This is a genomic window from Pseudomonas graminis (genome assembly GCF_900111735.1).
Taxonomy (GTDB): Bacteria; Pseudomonadota; Gammaproteobacteria; order Pseudomonadales; family Pseudomonadaceae; genus Aquipseudomonas; species Aquipseudomonas graminis.
Genome location: NZ_FOHW01000049.1, coordinates 14,167 through 31,020, shown reverse-complemented (window position 1 = coordinate 31,020; position 16,854 = coordinate 14,167). Strand labels below are relative to the sequence as shown.

The following is a 16,854-nucleotide window of genomic DNA, read 5'->3' as shown; positions in this document are numbered from 1 at the left end:
GTGGGAATGCATTTCATGACGCTCCGCGTCCACTCTCCAGGTCGAGTGCGCGTCGTCTGAGGGACGCGGAGCGTCCGGGAATGTGTTACCACGCGGAGCGTGGGAACGATCAGAAACGATCAGACAATGAAAGTGCGGTACCCCGACTGTAGGACCGGCTTCAGCCGGGAAGCTTGTGATCTGCTTTAAACGCGCTGTTGATCTTCATACGCAAAGGGTTCAGACGACACCAATCGCGACTTGGGTGCAGGCCGAACGTAGACGACGCGCAGTGGGTCGAGCCGCATGGATGCGGCGAGAGCGCCGTCAGGACATGGATGTCCGTTCGGCGCGGGCCCACGGAGCGTCGTCGAAGTGAGGGAACCCGACGAAGTCGGGCCAAACCGAGAGCAGGCACTTTTGCTTACTTTTGGTGCTTTTCAAAAGTAAGTCGCCGAAGGCGAAACGTCTGCCCTTAGGCAGACGCTCTTGATCTCTCCAATGGACAACTCCACTTTCAGCCAGACGAAAAAAATCCGCGCTGCCTCGGGGAGAACAGCGCGGATCTTTGATCAATCACTCAATCAATGCACAAACAGTGCAATCAAAATAATGATCGGGATCGGGATGCCGAGGAACCACAGAAGTAGTGAACGCATGATGACTCTCCTTGATCAGCGAATGCTGGAAGTATTGGTATAAGCACGGGTTTCGACATACGTCACCGCATCACGGCGACGACCACCCCAGATGGCAGCAAGGCTGGCCACGAACGCACCGCACAGCAGCGACACGAATGTCCACAGCGAAGCCATTGCAGCGGCTTTCGCGGCAGCGTCGGCAGCCTGTTGAGCTTTCAGCTTGGCATCTGCCACAGCTTGCTTGGCCTGACCGTAAACCTGATCAACGCGCGCCTGGGCATCGGCCTGACTCATGTTGGTACGCTGAGCGACCAGCTGTGCCAGGTAGGTACGGTCTTCCGGAGCCAACTGACCGTCATTGGCCATGGTCTTGGTGAAGATACGCACTACAACGCCATGGGCAGCGTCATCGCTGACAGCGGCAGGGCGATCATCACGGAACAGCGAATCAATGTAGTAGCCGTACTGATCACTGCTGGTATTGCCCGCTGCAGAACCGGCTGCAGTGGCGGCAGTGCCTGCAACGCCGGCCACCGCCGTTGCACCGGCTTTCACGCCGCTGCCCACGATGCCGCTGACCGAACCGACGATCAATACGGCAGCCACCAGGGTAGCGACAGCCCACGACAGGAAGCCGTGCGCGGTGTCACGGAAGTAAACTTCGTCACCGTGCATGTTGGCCCACTTGACGCGCAAACGGCCGGCGAGATACCCGCCAAGACCGGAGGCCACGATCTGCGTGAGCGCAAGCCAGATTACCGTGGAAATACCGATGGTCTTCGCGCTCGCGCCTTCGTTGGCCCAAGGCGACATCGCCGAGAAACCGAGGCCCGATCCCAGCAGAACCAGGATTAACGACAACGCGGCGGCACCGGCGGCGCCAGCAAAGATGGCACCCCAGGACACGCCTGAGACCGAGGAGGATTCTTCTACAGCGGCAGGATAAGAATCAGGTGAGACGTTCATTTTGCTGCTCCGTGCGAATGATGTTGTACTTCTCCCCATTACGGTGCACTGCCTGTGCCAGCCATCGGTTTGCAAAAAAACCAATAAAATCAAAGGGCTGTAAAAATCAAACGCTCACAGCGTCGTGCAAAATGCAAGAACTTCACGAACGGGCGAATGCGTTCTGCCCGGTGACGGGATTTCCATGAGTGTCAGAGGTTTGCGACAATCTCCTGCGGCGCAATCGGCCAAACCGCAACATTCCGGCACATTTCTGTCGGAATGGTGTCTTATAACGTCAGCCCCGCGGGTTGACCGCTATAGTCCGTCTACGGCTCCTGTTTCTTCGAGAGGTAACCCAGCATGTTTGTCCATCGCCCCCTGGAAGAAAAAGACATCCCTTTCATATGCGACATGCCCCAGAGCATCGACGAGCTCTTCTATATGTTTCCCAAGGCGGTATTCCCGCTGACCCCGGAGCAGCTGACCGAATCCATCGAGCAGCGCTCGGACAACACAGTCATCGAACTGGACGGCCAGGTCGTGGGATTTGCCAACTTCTCCCGTTACGATTTCCGAGGCCGTTGTTCCATGGGTAACGTCATCATCGACCCGCGCTTCCGCTCAAAAGGCGTCGGCCGCTACATGATCGGCTGCATGATGGAATTGGCGTTCGGCAAGCACGAAGCGGCAGAACTGACGGCTTCCTGCTTCAACCATAATGTCCCCGGACTGCTCTTCTATCCCAAGCTGGGTTTCAAACCGTTCGCCATTGAAGAGCGCCTGGACAAGAGGGGCGCCCGCGTGGCCCTTATCCACCTCAAGTTGCCTCGAAGCTAAGCTGCGGCAACGTTCGATGAGGTCATTCGTCGGGTGCTTCACGGGTGCCCGACGAATGGATGAACACAAAAGTTGGCGCCTACCAGCCCATAAATCCGATTATTCCGCCAATTCAACAATGAATGCAGACCGTTCCAGTGCGGTGAATCGATTTTCCTCAAACAATCTGCTTCAGGCCCGGCTTAGTGCGAAGGGATAGCAGTCGTTTGCCTCACTTTGGGGCGCGGCGTATAACGTGAATATCCCTGATCGCCGGATAGCGGGAGGGAGCCCGGGAAACATTTCCAATTTCGTGGAAGTGGTGACTTAGCGTCAGGCGAGTGGCTGAAAGCATCATCCAGTCCTGCCTGTGGAGGATTGACGATGATCGCTTGTACGCTCTCTAACCTTGAACTGCGCAGCATTATAGAAAGTGCGTTTCTGCCCCTGCGCTGCAACTGCACCGTATTGGAGGATCTGATGACGGTTGAAGTCGTGAATCCTGCAACCGAGCATGTCGAACTGTTCGTTTCCAATATTGCCCTGGATTCCCTCGATAACAGCCACGCCTTGTGCGTGCTGATCAGGGACCTTCAGGCCGAGCTCGAAAAGGCCAGGCATTATCCCCACGCCTTGGCGAGCTGAGTGGGGGGCTCTAGCAATAATCGTCGTTCCGCCTTATGTTGGTCTGCATCGGCCGAAAGCGGCCAGGCGGGATATTGAGGATTTGCATGGCGTACGCGCAACCCGAGATCGAGGCAGTACGAGAGCAGGAACGAGCGGCGCCATCGCGCCGTCGTCGCAATGTGATGATCGGCGTCGGCTGCCTGCTGGGGATTGTGGTCGTGGGCGCCGGAACGATCATCACAATGCTGGAGCATCTGGAAACGCGGAATGCCAGCTTCCGACCGCCCATGACGCCCCTTGAGCGGGAACAGCTCCTGCCGCCGGAGCCTGTGCTGGAAGTCAAACCTCAGGTAGATGGCCTGCGCTACGGCGCCGCCATTGTACCCTCGGGTCAGCCGGTAAGCGTCGGGCCCGCCAAGTCCGAAGAAACATCCGGTCCTGCCTCGCCCCTAATTATCAATTCGGTTTTCAGCCCATCGCCTCTCAGTCCTCCAGACACGCGATCCGGCAAACCGCTGGGTATCGCTCAGGCGGTCCACGTGCATAACGGCGCGCAGTAGAACTCGTTTTTCTCAACGCAGCCGGCGACGGTGTGCATTCTCCAAGAGCAGCTTTAGCTGCTCTTGGCCGTCGTCTTAAACGAAGAAAGCGACTCCTGTTAGTGGAAGACCGGCCATTTCAATTTAAATTACCGAAGACGTCCATTTTATAAATCCATGGGGTCTCTCAGCGGCGACGTCTTAATGGCGTCATATTTATTTATGCCTTATTAATCAATGGCTTGCATGGCGAAATAGCGGGAATCCCTGTTTTCTCAGAAAATTGACACTGCATGTGTTATTTGCAACTATCACTTTACGTTTTGAACTTGGGTGAGCCGCGCTTAGTGCAAGCGCCCGACACTTCTCGTTCCAGGATTAATCCCTTAGACGCGCGATGAGTTGGCGGTAGCGTCCTCCGGAAAAACCGGGAACGGGCAGCGCAGATAGTCGGCACCACGGCGGGTTTGGAAAAAGCATCTGCCATCCGGTAACCAGCGTTCCAGAGCCTGCGCCGATTGATCGGCCACGTGTTGATCGTCAGACCTTCTATAGCCGTCAACGTGACGCACGTCATCGCGGTCGTCTTGCCTGCCAAGTACGGTAGTTCAGTAAAAGCTTATTTATTTTTCAACTTGAAAGTCCAGACATTGCCTCAGCGATAGCGGTTGAACGCGCATGTAAGTGCGGCTGTTTATAAAGCAGGCAGCGATATGGTAACGACCCAGCGTGGAGTGACAGTTATGCAAGGAGATCATCTGGAAACCGTTTGCGGTTGCGTAGTGGGAGGTGCCGGACCTGCAGGAATGGGACTGCTTTTCAATGCATTGAAAAGTGGCGCCATGCCAGAGCTGGCCAAGGAAGGTTTGATCATTGTCGACGCGAGTCCCACGCCGGGCACGGGTCGTTTGGGCGATTACCGTATCACCGCCAACTCGGTGGGTGATGTGTTCCTTGATTGTCTGCGCGACCCGGCGTTGCGTGATGTATTTGAACCCCTCGAACATTCGCCCGCTTACTGGCGGATCCGTCGTCAGGCGCAAAGTGCGCCTCAGTTGGCGGACGTCGCTGAACTGCTGGCGGAAGCCTCGAAGCTGGTGCTCGATTTTATCGTCGAGCGCTACGGCGTGAAGTTATGGAGCAGCACGACGATCACCGAGATCGTGCGCGAAGGCGACGAATACCAGGTGTGGGTCGAGTCCGATGGCCGCAGTCGACGTATTCGCAGCCGTGCAGTTGTCCTCAATCTGGGTGGCTGGCAGGACCCGCAGCACCTGCTCGACAGTCTGGCGGATCAAGGCCTCGCGGTGCCGCCCTCGGCGCAGATCCAGAGCGCCGATGCACTGTTGAGAATGAATGCCGTGCAACTGCGCCACCTCTTTGCGAGGACTCTGGCGGCCAAGGGCCGGGTGTGCGTCGTGGGCGGCTCCCACAGTGCGTTCTCGGTGCTGGAAAACCTGGCCGACGCACTGGAGTTTGCCGGCCTGGAAGAGGTCACCCTGGTCCACCGTTCGCCGATCCGCCTGTTTTACGAAACCGCCCAGGCTGCCCATGACGCCGGCTATGTATTCGATGCGGCCAGGGACGTTTGCCCGGTTTCGGGGCGGGTCAATCGCTCAGGCGGTTTGCGCTACCGGGCGCTGGACGTGGGGCGTGAAGCCTTGTCCAAGGGCCAGATCGGCAAGACTGGCGTGCGCGTGCAGTTGCTGCAAACCCATCAGGGCCCGGCGGATCAGTTCGAACGCGCACGTCAGGCGCTGGCCGAAGCCGACATTGTCGTGCAGTGCACGGGCTATCAGCCGTTGCTGCCGGGATTGAGTCATGCCGGTGGCGAGGCCATCACGCTGATGGAGGTCAAGGGCGGACTGGATTCCGATCCTTCGGGTTGTCCGCTCGACGCCAGCGGTCAGCGCCTGCATGGCCTGCACCTGTTCGGTCTGGGGGCAGGGCTGGGGGTCGATCCGCGACTGGGCAGCGAAGCGTCGTTTGACGGCCGCATCTACGGCGTCTGGCAGTTCCACCACGACGCCAGCGGCGTGGTGATCGATTCGGTCCTGACCCGCTTGCAGACGCCGGCAATACAGCCTGTTGCTGCGGCGCCACGGCTGGTATCCAGTCGCAGCGAAGAACGTTTGCCGTTCCTCTGGCCCGTGCTGGTTAACGCGCAATCCTGACTTTCCTTGCAGCACTTGCATCCCGGCGCTGCCTTGATCAGGCAGGCCGGGATTTTTTTTGCCCGTGATTCAACCGGCACAAAATATGTTGTCCGTCATATAAGCCGTTCGCCAGAGTTCGGCGGCTCATCTATTCTGCTTGCCTGACCCTCGACGTTGCATCGAACAGGAACTGACCAATGCGTATTTTGATGGTGGGCGCGGGTGCGATCGGCGGCTATTTCGGCGGCCGGTTGCTGGATGCCGGGCGAGACGTGACATTTCTGGTGCGCGAAGGGCGCGCCCAGGAACTGGAGCGCGACGGGCTGATCGTGCGCAGTCCGCTGGGTAACATCGAATACCCACCGCCGCCGCAGGTCATGGCGGCGATGCTCGACACGCCATTTGACCTGATCGTCCTCAGTTGCAAGGCCTACGACCTCGACAGCGCCATGGAATCCTTCGCGCCTGCGGTGGGGCCGGAGACGCTGATCCTGCCGCTGCTCAATGGGATGGCGCATCTCGATCGGCTGGCCGAGCGGTTCTCTCCTGCCAATGTGCTCGGCGGCCAATGCCTGATCTCGCTGGACCGCGATGCCTCGGGTGCCATCCTTCATTTAAACGACACTAACCAGCTGTCGTTTGGCGAACGCGACGGCGGGCTGACGCCACGCATCCATAAAGTTGCCGAGGTGCTGGGCAATGCAGGATTCGATGCGCTCCCGAGTGACCAGATTACTCAGGAGATGTGGGAAAAGTGGTGCTTCATCGCCACCGGTGCCGGTGTTACAGGATCGATGCGCGCGAGTATCGGCGACGTGGTCGCCAGTGGCGGGGAAGGGCTGATTCTGAAGCTGCTGGATGAGTGCGCCCAGGTGGCGGGTCACGCCGGGTACCCGCTGCGCAGTGAAGTTCGGCAACGGTTCGAGACGATGCTGACCGCCCCCGGCTCGAAGATGACCGCCTCGATGCTCAGGGACATCGAGCGCGGCGCGCCGATCGAAGTGCAGCATGTGTTCGGCGAAATGATTGCCCGGCGGCCAGGCGCCGACAGTTCAGCTCAAGCATCACTGTCGGCGCTCGATTACGTGTATCTGCACCTGCGCACGTATGAGGCGCGGCGGCTCACGTAGCAGGCTCACCTAGCTCACGTAAAAGGCTCGGGCAGCAGGCGTCGCTCACTTGCCCGGAGTGTGCGTCGCCAGCTCCATGATCATCCGCGTCAGCAGGTAGATGCGCGGCGACACGCTGTTGACTTCAGCATATTCCTCGGGCGTGTGAATGTTGCCGCCAACGATGCCGAACCCGTCCAGAGTCGGGACGCCGACCCCGGCAGAGAGGCTCGCATCGGCCGCGCCGCCGCTGCCTTCGATGGTCAGCTTGCGGCCGATCTCACCGTAGATGCCTTGGGCGATATCGACCAGCTTGTCGGTTTCCGGCGTCTGGGGCATGGGCGGCAAACCGCGATCCAGGCGGGTGGTCACTTCGGTGTCCGGGATCAGTTTGTCAGCCGACACCCGCGCCAGATCCTTCTCGATGCGGTCGAATTCTTCCGGTACGGCGGCGCGCACATCGGCCTTGGCGTTGGCCTGATCGGGGATCACGTTGGTGCGATCGCCCGCGTTCAGCACGGTGAAGTTGATCGTGGTCTTTTTCTCGGCATCGCCCAGTTTGCCCAGTTGCAGAATCTGATGTGCGACTTCCATGGCCGCGTTGCGCCCCAGTTCCGGCGCCACGCCGGCGTGAGAGGCTTTGCCCTTGACCTCAACCACTGCGGTGGCGCTGCCTTTGCGCCAGATCACCAGACCGTCGGCAGGGCGTCCCGGCTCCAGGTTCAGGGTCACGTCGTGCTGTTTGGCGACCTTCTGGATCAGCGCGGTGGCGGCGGCCGAGCCGGTTTCCTCGCTGGCGTCCAGCAGGAAGGTAATCTGCGCGTAGTCCTTGAAATCAAGCTTTTTCAAAATCTTCAGCGCGTAAAGGCCGGCGACGATACCGCCCTTGTCGTCCATCACCCCTGGCCCGTAAGCACGGCCGTCCTTGATGTGGAACGGGCGGGCGGCGGCGGAACCTTCCTTGAAAACGGTGTCCATGTGCGCCATCAGCAGGATCTTTGCCTTGCCGCTGCCCTTGAGGGTGGCGACCACATGCTGGCTTTTGTCCGGCGCGGTATTGGGGATCATCTCGATGGTTGCGCCGAGCGCCTTGAGCTGGGCGACGACGATGTCACTGACTTGGGTCAGTCCCGGCTCGTAGCCGGACCCCGTATCGATATTAACCAGTTGCTCCAGCAGCTTCAGCGCTTCGTCCTTGTATTGCTCGGCATCCGCCTGAACCTGTTTATTGGGCTCGGCAAATACAGGCGCTGCCGCAGACAGGGCGATACCGAAGGCCAGCGCGCTGGCGAGAAGAGAACGGGAGAACGGTGAGGTCATGGTCGATCCTTGATGTGGCACGAAAGGGGCTGGACCGACACCGTAGCCCGTTGCACCGGATCGTGCATATCAAAACGCGTTATTCGCATCGGCAAAAACGCCGAACCTTCAGGCTGGGCTACCCTCAACATTCCTACATCAGTCATCAGAGGAGAGGCATCCCATGCCGGTTAAGCACGATTTGTACGCGGACCTGAGCATCACCAAAGAAGAGCTCGCCAAGCGCAAAGGCGGCGACGCGAAGCTCAATGCCCTGGTCGATCATTACGATGAGCTGGACGCCCATATCCTCAGCGTCGAACAGGCGGGCGATGTTTCCGACGATGAACTGAAGAAACTCAAGGAAAAACGACTGCAGGCCAAAGACACTATCGCCAAACAGTTGGGAACGGCAGGCTGACCGAGCGGACGGTTTTGCCCTGAAAGCTGCATCAGCTAAAACGGCCGATCTCTTATGGAGGTCGGCCGTTTTTAGTTGGCGATTCCAAATGCCTGACAACTTGCCACGGCATTTGGAAGTGCATCGTCCAATACGCTGAATCTGTGTGTTCGTCCGCGCTTAGTTGTCAGCGAGGCGAATTGGATGGATCCAAAGTTAAGACGAAAAAAAACGGCGTCTGGTCAGTCGCCGTCGCCGATCTGTCAGCACCGGGTGGCCACTGACAGGTATCGAATAAGCATAAGCCGGAGGGCTTATTGCGGATCCTGGTCGGGGGCAGCCTCGGCCTTGATGCGCTTGTAGATTTCTTCACGGTGTACTGAAACATCTTTCGGAGCGTTGATGCCAAGACGGACTTGGAGGCCCTGAACGCCCAGAATGGTAACGGTGATGTCGTCACCAATGTTTATGCTTTCGCCGACTTTGCGGGTGAGTATCAACATAATCTTTTCCTTGATGGCCTCATGAAGCGCCTCTACCGGGAGGCTGGCGTGAGCCTTTGGGTGATGGTAATTGCCGATTGCATCCAAATGCGTTCATCAGTATGACGCCATTGGTACGATTTTAATTCCCCAGGTTCATCGTCTTGTCACAGTTAGCGTCGCTCCCGGGGTCGAACGGCATGCGAATTTTGCCTGATACTGGCGGTAAACTCCCGTGCAAATCGGCTATCGAATTGATAGCCGGATTCCGGGCGGCGCCTATTCCACACCCCTTTGGTCGTTATTGCAAAGAACTCATGGCGGGCGTCGATGAAATTTTCATTAGATTGCCCCGTACGAGTTCTCTGAAAGGAGTGTAGGAGACTTCTGAAACCAGTACCGGCAAAACGCCGTAACTTTAATCGAATTGATGACGGGATGTGTGAACGGTTTTGTATCAGGCCGCATTCAAAGGAGGGCAGGCGTGAGGTTAATTGGCTGTGCTTTTTTTGCTGGAAGGCTTCAAGGGCGCCAGAAACAAGATGCCCACCGCGAGGGTGGGCATGGGTGAAGCAGGGTAATCGCCGCGTCAATATGCCGCGATCAGTGCATCAGACAACCAGCGACAACAGCATGATCAGGATGATGCCTACCACCGACAGGATGGTTTCCATCACGGTCCAGGTTTTCAGCGTCTCTGCCACGGTCATGTTGAAGTACTGCTTGACCAGCCAGAAACCCGCATCGTTGACGTGGGACAGAATCAACGAACCGGCCCCGGTCGCCAGGACCAGCAACTCACGGTTCACGCCCGGGATCATGCCGACCACCGGCGCAACAATACCGGCACCGGTGATGGTGGCGACGGTCGCGGAACCGGTGGCGATACGGATCACCGCAGCGACCAGCCACGCCAGCAGAATCGGCGAGATCTGTGCCTGCACGGCCATGTGACCGATCAGGTTACCGACGCCACTGTCCACCAGCATTTGCTTGAAGCCACCACCGGCACCCACGATCAGTACGATCGCGGCCACTGGCGCCAGGCTCTGGTCAAGCAGCTTGATGATGTGGTCGCGGCTGAAGCCACGGGCCGAACCGAAGGTGTAGAACGCCAGCAGCAGGGCGAACAGCAGGGCAGCGATCGGGTGACCGATGAAGTCCATCCAGATGCGGAAGATGTGACCGGCTGGCAGCGCGACGTCGGCGAACGTCTTGAGCAGCATCAGGAACACCGGCAGCAGGATCGTCACCAGCGTGATGGCAAAGCTTGGCAGGTTATCGTTGGTCGACTCCTTGGCAATCTGATCCATCAGCTCTTTCGACGGGTTACCCGGAATGCGCTTGGCAATCCATTTCCCGTAGATCGGGCCGGCGATGATGGCGGTCGGGAACGCAACGATCAGACCGTAGAAAATGGTCTTGCCGATGTCTGCGTTGAAGATGCCGATGGCCAGCAACGGACCCGGGTGCGGAGGCACCAGACCGTGTACGGCCGACAGACCTGCCAGCAACGGGATACCGATCTTGACGATGGACACGCCGCTGCGACGGGCAACGATGAACACCAGCGGGATCAGCAGCACGAAGCCGATTTCGAAGAACAGCGGGATGCCCACCAGAAACGCCGAAAACATCATGGCCCAGTGCACGCGGTCCTTGCCGAAGCGACGGATCAAGGTCTGAGCGATCTGGTCAGCACCGCCGGAATCGGCCATCAGCTTGCCGAGCATGGTGCCCAGGCCGAGGATGATACCGACGAAGCCCAGCACGCCGCCGAAACCGTCCTGGAACGATTTCATCACTTTGTCGACCGGCATCCCGGAGGTCAGCCCGAGAAAACCGGCAGCGATGGTCAATGCAATAAAGGGGTGGACTTTGAACTTGGTGATCAGAAGCACAAGGCCAATGATGGTCACCAACGCATCGACCAGCAGATACGTGTCTTGAGTCATACCAAACATGGGGGTGTCTCTCCGTTGTATTTTGTTTTTTTGGAGCTACTGCTTAACGCTGTTGCTCTCTGCCCTGTGGAGCGAGGGCAGCGTCATCAGAGACAGCGCTACCTTTGCCGCTCACGCCTGATCGAGGATCAAGAGCCGGTGCGCGCGGTGACAGATGGGGTTTGCGATGCGGACCCGGACTCGCGCCACCATTGGGCCGCTTCCTTGCCGATGGTCTCGATCGATTTGGTCGCGTCCACCACCAGTGTGCGGTCCTCGTTGTACGGAGGTTCGAGGGTCGCGAACTGGCTGTCTACCAGGCTGGCAGGCATGAAGTGCCCCGGGCGATGGGAGCAGCGTTCGCTGGCGAGTTCTTTGGTCAGCTCCAGAAATACGAAACCCAGCTCCGGCACGGCTGCACGCAGGCGTTCGCGGTAGATGAGTTTGAGGGAGGAGCAGGTCAGAACGGGCTTTTCGCCGTTCTTTACAGCGGCGGCAACTTCTTCGCCGAGGCGGGTCAGCCAGCCGGCACGATCGTTGTCGTCAAGGGGATGGCCCGCGCTCATCTTGTCGATGTTGGCTTGAGGATGGAACGCATCACCCTCGATCAGGCGGCCGCCGCTGTTTTCAGCGATGGCCTCGCCGACGGCACTCTTGCCGCAGCCGGAAACACCCATTACCACGATGGCGGAAATTGCATGTGGAGCAGTAGTCATAAAAACCTCGTCCCGGAGACAGCGCTGTCTTCGCCGAATGGTGTGCAAGTCCGGCGAGACTGTTTCCAGGTGTAGTCATTGTTATGGGTATCTCGCTGATCCATGAGATGCATCAATCCAGTCGTTTAGACGATCGAAAAGTTGCGGGCCTCCGTGAGATAGCGCTACCTTAGAGCCCATCCCACACAATCGCAACCCCCGCAGCTTTCTTCCAATCAGTTGGCAACGCATGACACGTATTGGTTCCCGCTCCACCGGTCGTCCCACCCTCAACGAAGTCGCCAAACTGGCCGCCGTCTCGCCGATTACCGCATCCCGGGCCCTGCGTGGCGTGGCCACTGTGGCACCGGAACTGGTGGAAAAAGTGCGCGCTGCTGCGCTGAGTCTAGGCTATGTCACCAATCCTGCCGCCCGGGCGCTGGCGTCTTCGCACAGTCAGTCGGTGGTGGTGCTGGTACCGTCGCTTTCCAACCAGTTGTTTATCGAAACCCTCGAGGCCATTCAGACGGTTCTGCGGCCGCGCGGGCTGGACGTGGTGATCGGCAATTATCACTACTCGCCTATAGAAGAAGAGAACCTGCTGCGCAGTCATCTGTCCCAGCGGCCTCGCGGCATCTTGCTGACCGGCTTTGATCGCAGCGTGGCGGCGCAGCAATTGCTGGCGTCCAGCGGCGTCCCCTGCGTGCACATGATGGAGCTGGACCCGACCCGCGCCGAGCCGTGCGTGGGGTTTTCCCAGCAACAGGCCGGTGCCGAGGCGGCGCGGCATCTGTTGAGCCGCGGCCGGCGGCGACTGGCGTATGTGTCGGCGCAGCTGGATCCACGGGTGATTCAACGCGGCGTCGGCTTTCGCGGCGCGCTGGAGCAGGAAGGGCTGTATGACGAGGCGTTGCAGATGGCGTCGCCGCTGCCGTCGTCCATCGGTCTGGGCAGTGAGCTGTTCGCCCGATTGATGGAAACGCATCCGGACGTCGACGGAGTGTTTTTCTGCAACGACGACCTGGCCCAGGGCGCATCGCTGGAAGCCCTGCGGCGGGGCATCCGGATTCCGGAGCAAGTGTCGCTGATCGGCTTCAACGACCTGCCGGGTTCGGCGCACATGGTCCCGCGCCTGACCTCCATCCGTACCCCGCGCGAACAGGTCGGCCAGCGCGCCGCGCAGTTACTGCTCGGCTTGCTGGACGGCACGGTTCACGAAGCGCAGGTGGATCTGGGGTTTGAACTGGTGGTGCGGGAGAGCACGTAGCTCGCTCGCACCCTTGGATCAATGCGCCTTCTTGAACGCCAGGCGGAACTCGTGCAACAGCGGTTCGGTGTAGCCGCTCGGCTGCTCGCGACCTTTGAACACCAGCGAGCTGGCGGCCTGGAAGGCCACTGATTTCTCGAAATTGCCCGCCATTGGCGTATAAGCCGAGTCCCCGGCGTTTTGCCGGTCGACCACCTTCGCCATTCGTTTCAATGCGTCTTTCACATAGTCCTCGGTGACCACGCCGTGGCGCAGCCAGTTGGCGATGTGCTGGCTGGAAATGCGCAGCGTCGCGCGGTCTTCCATCAGGCCAACGTTGTGAATGTCCGGCACCTTGGAGCAGCCAACGCCTTGCTCCACCCAGCGCACCACATAACCCAGCAGACCCTGGGCGTTGTTTTCCACTTCTTCGCGGATCTGATCCTCGTTCCACTCGGCTTTTTCGACGACGGGGATGGTCAGCAGGTCCAGCAGAATGTCTTCGCTGATGCTGTCCAGATCGACCCGTTCCAGCTCCTGCTGCACCGCCTTCACGTCCACTTTGTGGTAGTGCAGCGCGTGCAGGATGGCCGCCGTTGGCGAGGGCACCCACGCCGTGGTGGCGCCGGATTTCGGGTGCGCGATCTTCTGCTCGAGCATGTCGGCCATCAGGTCCGGCATCGCCCACATGCCCTTACCGATCTGCGCACGGCCGCGCAGCCCGCAGGCCAGGCCGACCAGCACGTTGTTGCGCTCGTACGCCTTGATCCACGGCGTGGCTTTCATGTCGCCCTTGCGCAGCATCGGCCCGGCCTCCATCGAACTGTGCATCTCGTCGCCAGTGCGGTCGAGGAAGCCGGTATTGATGAACGCGACCCGGGACGATGCAGCTTCGATGCACGCCTTGAGGTTGACGCTGGTGCGCCGCTCCTCGTCCATGATCCCCATCTTCAAGGTGTTGCGCGGGATCTTCAGCGCGTCTTCGATGCGGCTGAACAGCGTGTTGGCGAACGCCACTTCGTCCGGACCATGCATCTTCGGTTTGACGATGTACACGCTGCCGGCGCGGGAGTTGGTGCGGTTGTGCAGGTCGTGCAAGGCGATCAGGCTGGTGATGACGCCGTCGAGAATGCCTTCGGGGATTTCCTTGTTACCGTCGTAGAGAATCGCCGGGTTGGTCATCAGGTGGCCAACGTTACGGATGAACAGCAGCGAGCGGCCGTGCAGGGTGATCGCGCTGCCATCGGCGGCGGTGTACTGGCGGTCGGCGTTCAGGCGACGGGTGATGGTCTTGCCGTTCTTGACCAGCGCTTCGGTCAGGTCGCCCTTCATCAGGCCCAGCCAGTTGCGGTAGATCACCAGCTTGTCGTCGGCATCGACGGCAGCGACCGAGTCTTCGCAGTCGATGATGGTCGACAGGGCGGCTTCCAGCAGCAGGTCCTTGATACCGGCCGGATCAGTGGCGCCGATCGGGCTGGCGGGGTCGATCTGGATTTCGATGTGCAGGCCGTTGTTCTTCAACAGGATTGCATTCGGCTGGCGCGGCTCGCCCTGATAGCCCACATATTTCTCGGGCTGGGCCAGGCGCGACGGGCTGCCGTCGGCGAGGGTGACCAGCAACTCGCCGCTGTCCACCGCGTAGGCCTTCGCGCCGACGTGGGAACCGGTCGCCAGTGGCGCAGCTTCATCCAGCAGGGCGCGGGCGAAGGCGATGACTTTCTCGCCCCGCAGCGGGTTGTAACCCGCCTTGATTTCGGCGCCATTGGCGGAGGAAATCGCATCGGTGCCGTACAACGCGTCGTACAGCGAACCCCAGCGTGCATTGGCCGCGTTCAGGGCGTAACGGGCGTTGGCGGCGGGCACCACCAGTTGCGGGCCGGCCTGCTCGCTGACCTCGATATCGACTTTGTTGGTGGAGACCTTGACCTCCGCCGGCACCTGCTTGAGATAGCCGATGCTGTCCAGAAACGCGATGTACGCCGGCATGTCGGTGACCGGGCCGGGATTGGACTTGTGCCACTTGTCCAGCTGCGCCTGTATGCGGTCGCGCTCTTTCAGCAGTTCGCGATTGACCGGCGCGAGGTCGTGGACCAGTGAATCGAAATCGGCCCAGAACAGTTCCGGGGTCAGGCCTGTGCCGGGAATCACTTCCTCGTCGACGAAGCGCTTGAGGTTGGCCGCCACTTTAAGGTTGTGGCAATTGACGAATTCGGTCATCTGGGGTCTCCATCATGAATTGGGTCTGCAGTGTTGCTGCAGGCGATCGCTGGGGGCGTTACTGCGCGCTCACCACTGCAACACCGGCCTTGGCCACTTGCGCATCCTGATCAGCCTTCACCCCGGACACACCCACCGCGCCGATGGTCTCGCCGTCGATGATGATCGGTACGCCGCCTTCCAGCGAGGTCAGCAGCGGGGCGGTGACGAATGCGGTGCGGCCGCCGTTGACCATTTCCTCATAGCCCTTGGATTCGCGGCGACCCAGCGCCGAGGTGCGGGCTTTTTCGATGGCGATGTAGCCACCGATGGGCGCGCAGCCGTCGAGACGCTCGAAGCCCAGCAGGTGACCGCCGTCATCCGTCACGGCAATGGACACTGCCCAGCCATTGTTCTGCGCCTCGGTGCGTGCCGCAGCGAGGATCTGGGTGACGTCGGTCTGGGTCAGTACGGATTTGGTTTTCATGCAGTTCTCCTGAAGGGCAAAGGGTGTCATGAGTGTCGGTCTGAAACGGAGCCAGGGCGCCTGCAATCAACTTGGAGGCAAGGCGTCCTCGATGAGTTCGATCCAGTGTTTGACCGGTGTCCGATTGGCGCTGGCCAGATGGGTCTGACAGCCAATGTTGGCCGTCGCGATCACATCCGGGTTGCCGCTTTCCAGCGCGTTCATTTTGTTGTCGCGCAGCTGTTTCGCCAGCACTGGCTGGGTGATCGAGTAGGTGCCGGCCGACCCGCAGCATAAGTGACTGTCGGGCACGGGTGTCAGATTGAAGCCCAGTCGGGTCAACACCGACTCCACAGCGCCGCCGAGTTTCTGCGCGTGCTGCAGCGTACACGGGCAATGGAAGGCCAGGGTCTGCCGCGTGCACCCGCCGAGCTGTTCAAGGGGTTCGGCGCGCAGCACTTCGACCAGATCCTTGGTGCGTTCGCTGATCGCCGCCGCCTTTTGTGCGTAGGCCGGGTCGTTGCGCAGCAGGTGACCGTAATCCTTGACGAAGGCACCGCAGCCGCTGGCGGTCTGCACGATGGCCTCGGCACCGGCCTGAATGCTCGGCCACCACGCATCAATGTTGCGCCGCGCCCGCTGCAGGCCTTGTTCCTGGGCATTCAAATGGTAATCCACGGCCCCGCAGCAACCGGCCTGGGCGATGGATGTGACGCTGATGCCCAGTCGATCCAGCACTCGGGCTGTGGCGGCGTTTGTGTTGGGCGACAAACCGGGTTGCACGCAGCCCTCGAGGATGAGCATCTGCCGCGCGTGCTGCCGGGTCGGCCGAGTCTTGGCCGGGCGGATGTTGCCTGGCAGCTTGGTTTTCAGTGCGCCAGGCAACAGTGGCCTGAACGAGTTGCCCAACTGGGTCAGGGATTTGAACAAGCCGGCGTTTGGCACTACGGCGCGAAGGCTGTCGCGCAGCACCCGTTGGCCGAGCGGGCGCGGCACGGCGGCGTCGACCACTTCGCGGCCGATGTCCAGCAGGTTGTGGTAGTCGACGCCGGAAGGGCAGGTAGTTTCACAGTTGCGGCAGGACAGGCAGCGGTCGAGGTGCAGCTGGGTTTTTTCGGTGACTTCCTTGCCTTCCAGCACTTGCTTGATCAGGTAGATGCGCCCGCGCGGTCCGTCCAGTTCGTCGCCGAGCAACTGATAGGTCGGGCAAGTGGCGTTGCAGAAACCGCAGTGCACGCAGCTGCGCAGAATGCTTTCCGCTTCTTCGCCACGGGGCAGGCTCTTGGCGTGTTCGCTCAGGGTCGTCTGCATG

General features: G+C 60.0%; 15 protein-coding genes. 7 read left to right on the top strand and 8 right to left on the bottom strand.

From position 1 onward, the window contains the following. Positions 1-653 precede the first annotated feature (653 nt). Positions 654-1,586: a hypothetical protein gene (locus BMY98_RS24160; RefSeq protein WP_074892966.1), complete on the bottom strand. Its 933-nt coding sequence runs from the start codon at positions 1,584-1,586 to the stop codon at positions 654-656. 342 nt (positions 1,587-1,928) lie between these two features. Here BMY98_RS24160 and BMY98_RS24155 point away from each other — a divergent pair, with 342 nt between their 5' ends. The 5 genes from BMY98_RS24155 (at position 1,929) to BMY98_RS24135 (ending at position 6,836) form a co-directional block, all read left to right on the top strand. Next, positions 1,929-2,405, top strand: coding sequence for a GNAT family N-acetyltransferase (locus tag BMY98_RS24155; RefSeq protein ID WP_074892964.1), 477 nt, complete (start codon positions 1,929-1,931; stop codon positions 2,403-2,405). Between the two features lie 363 nt (positions 2,406-2,768). Continuing rightward, positions 2,769-3,029 carry a DUF1652 domain-containing protein gene (locus BMY98_RS24150; RefSeq protein WP_074892962.1) on the top strand — a complete coding sequence of 87 codons (261 nt, stop codon included), beginning with the start codon at positions 2,769-2,771 and terminating at the stop codon, positions 3,027-3,029. Between the two features lie 86 nt (positions 3,030-3,115). Further along, entirely contained in the window at positions 3,116-3,571 is a 456-nt protein-coding gene (locus tag BMY98_RS24145; protein WP_074892960.1) for a hypothetical protein, read from the top strand. Between the two features lie 785 nt (positions 3,572-4,356). Continuing rightward, the gene (locus BMY98_RS24140) at positions 4,357-5,724 is read left to right on the top strand and encodes a pyridine nucleotide-disulfide oxidoreductase (protein ID WP_425438905.1); all 1,368 of its coding nucleotides are present in this window, start codon (positions 4,357-4,359) and stop codon (positions 5,722-5,724) included. Positions 5,725-5,903: 179 nt separating this feature from the next. After that, positions 5,904-6,836: a ketopantoate reductase family protein gene (locus BMY98_RS24135; RefSeq protein ID WP_074892955.1), complete on the top strand. Its 933-nt coding sequence runs from the start codon at positions 5,904-5,906 to the stop codon at positions 6,834-6,836. A 45-nt stretch (positions 6,837-6,881) separates the two neighbouring features. On the opposite strand, the gene BMY98_RS24130 is transcribed toward BMY98_RS24135, so the two are convergent. After that, complete coding sequence (locus BMY98_RS24130; protein WP_074892953.1) at positions 6,882-8,135, bottom strand: M20/M25/M40 family metallo-hydrolase; 1,254 nt, start codon at positions 8,133-8,135, stop codon at positions 6,882-6,884. 163 nt (positions 8,136-8,298) lie between these two features. On the opposite strand from BMY98_RS24130, the gene BMY98_RS24125 reads away from it, so the two are divergent. After that, positions 8,299-8,535, top strand: a complete 237-nt coding sequence (locus BMY98_RS24125) for a DUF465 domain-containing protein (protein ID WP_074892951.1) — start codon at positions 8,299-8,301, stop codon at positions 8,533-8,535. A gap of 293 nt (positions 8,536-8,828) precedes the next feature. On the opposite strand, the gene csrA is transcribed toward BMY98_RS24125, so the two are convergent. The 3 genes from csrA to BMY98_RS24110 form a co-directional block, all read right to left on the bottom strand. Further along, positions 8,829-9,017 carry a carbon storage regulator CsrA gene (gene csrA, locus BMY98_RS24120; RefSeq protein WP_065989520.1) on the bottom strand — a complete coding sequence of 63 codons (189 nt, stop codon included), beginning with the start codon at positions 9,015-9,017 and terminating at the stop codon, positions 8,829-8,831. 590 nt (positions 9,018-9,607) lie between these two features. Further along, positions 9,608-10,960, bottom strand: a complete 1,353-nt coding sequence (locus BMY98_RS24115) for a GntP family permease (protein WP_065989522.1) — start codon at positions 10,958-10,960, stop codon at positions 9,608-9,610. 128 nt (positions 10,961-11,088) lie between these two features. Continuing rightward, complete coding sequence (locus tag BMY98_RS24110) at positions 11,089-11,616, bottom strand: gluconokinase (RefSeq protein ID WP_175514212.1); 528 nt, start codon at positions 11,614-11,616, stop codon at positions 11,089-11,091. 268 nt (positions 11,617-11,884) lie between these two features. On the opposite strand from BMY98_RS24110, the gene gntR reads away from it, so the two are divergent. After that, positions 11,885-12,901, top strand: coding sequence for an HTH-type transcriptional regulator GntR (gene gntR / locus BMY98_RS24105; RefSeq protein ID WP_074892947.1), 1,017 nt, complete (start codon positions 11,885-11,887; stop codon positions 12,899-12,901). An 18-nt stretch (positions 12,902-12,919) separates the two neighbouring features. On the opposite strand, the gene BMY98_RS24100 is transcribed toward gntR, so the two are convergent. The 3 genes from BMY98_RS24100 to glcF form a co-directional block, all read right to left on the bottom strand. Next, positions 12,920-15,097 carry a malate synthase G gene (locus BMY98_RS24100; protein ID WP_074892945.1) on the bottom strand — a complete coding sequence of 726 codons (2,178 nt, stop codon included), beginning with the start codon at positions 15,095-15,097 and terminating at the stop codon, positions 12,920-12,922. A gap of 58 nt (positions 15,098-15,155) precedes the next feature. Next, positions 15,156-15,563: a heme-binding protein gene (locus BMY98_RS24095; RefSeq protein WP_074892943.1), complete on the bottom strand. Its 408-nt coding sequence runs from the start codon at positions 15,561-15,563 to the stop codon at positions 15,156-15,158. A gap of 66 nt (positions 15,564-15,629) precedes the next feature. Further along, on the bottom strand, positions 15,630-16,853 hold the full coding sequence (gene glcF / locus BMY98_RS24090; RefSeq protein WP_074892940.1) for a glycolate oxidase subunit GlcF: 1,224 nt from the start codon (positions 16,851-16,853) through the stop codon (positions 15,630-15,632). Between the last annotated feature and the right edge of the window lies 1 nt (position 16,854).

Coding starts and splice junctions, on each gene's coding strand:
- BMY98_RS24160 (WP_074892966.1), bottom strand. CDS start 1,586: ATGAACGTCTCACCTGATTCTTATCCTGCCGCTGTAGAAGAATCCTCC.
- BMY98_RS24155 (WP_074892964.1), top strand. CDS start 1,929: ATGTTTGTCCATCGCCCCCTGGAAGAAAAAGACATCCCTTTCATATGC.
- BMY98_RS24150 (WP_074892962.1), top strand. CDS start 2,769: ATGATCGCTTGTACGCTCTCTAACCTTGAACTGCGCAGCATTATAGAA.
- BMY98_RS24145 (WP_074892960.1), top strand. CDS start 3,116: ATGGCGTACGCGCAACCCGAGATCGAGGCAGTACGAGAGCAGGAACGA.
- BMY98_RS24140 (WP_425438905.1), top strand. CDS start 4,357: ATGGGACTGCTTTTCAATGCATTGAAAAGTGGCGCCATGCCAGAGCTG.
- BMY98_RS24135 (WP_074892955.1), top strand. CDS start 5,904: ATGCGTATTTTGATGGTGGGCGCGGGTGCGATCGGCGGCTATTTCGGC.
- BMY98_RS24130 (WP_074892953.1), bottom strand. CDS start 8,135: ATGACCTCACCGTTCTCCCGTTCTCTTCTCGCCAGCGCGCTGGCCTTC.
- BMY98_RS24125 (WP_074892951.1), top strand. CDS start 8,299: ATGCCGGTTAAGCACGATTTGTACGCGGACCTGAGCATCACCAAAGAA.
- csrA (WP_065989520.1), bottom strand. CDS start 9,017: ATGTTGATACTCACCCGCAAAGTCGGCGAAAGCATAAACATTGGTGAC.
- BMY98_RS24115 (WP_065989522.1), bottom strand. CDS start 10,960: ATGTTTGGTATGACTCAAGACACGTATCTGCTGGTCGATGCGTTGGTG.
- BMY98_RS24110 (WP_175514212.1), bottom strand. CDS start 11,616: ATGGGTGTTTCCGGCTGCGGCAAGAGTGCCGTCGGCGAGGCCATCGCT.
- gntR (WP_074892947.1), top strand. CDS start 11,885: ATGACACGTATTGGTTCCCGCTCCACCGGTCGTCCCACCCTCAACGAA.
- BMY98_RS24100 (WP_074892945.1), bottom strand. CDS start 15,097: ATGACCGAATTCGTCAATTGCCACAACCTTAAAGTGGCGGCCAACCTC.
- BMY98_RS24095 (WP_074892943.1), bottom strand. CDS start 15,563: ATGAAAACCAAATCCGTACTGACCCAGACCGACGTCACCCAGATCCTC.
- glcF (WP_074892940.1), bottom strand. CDS start 16,853: ATGCAGACGACCCTGAGCGAACACGCCAAGAGCCTGCCCCGTGGCGAA.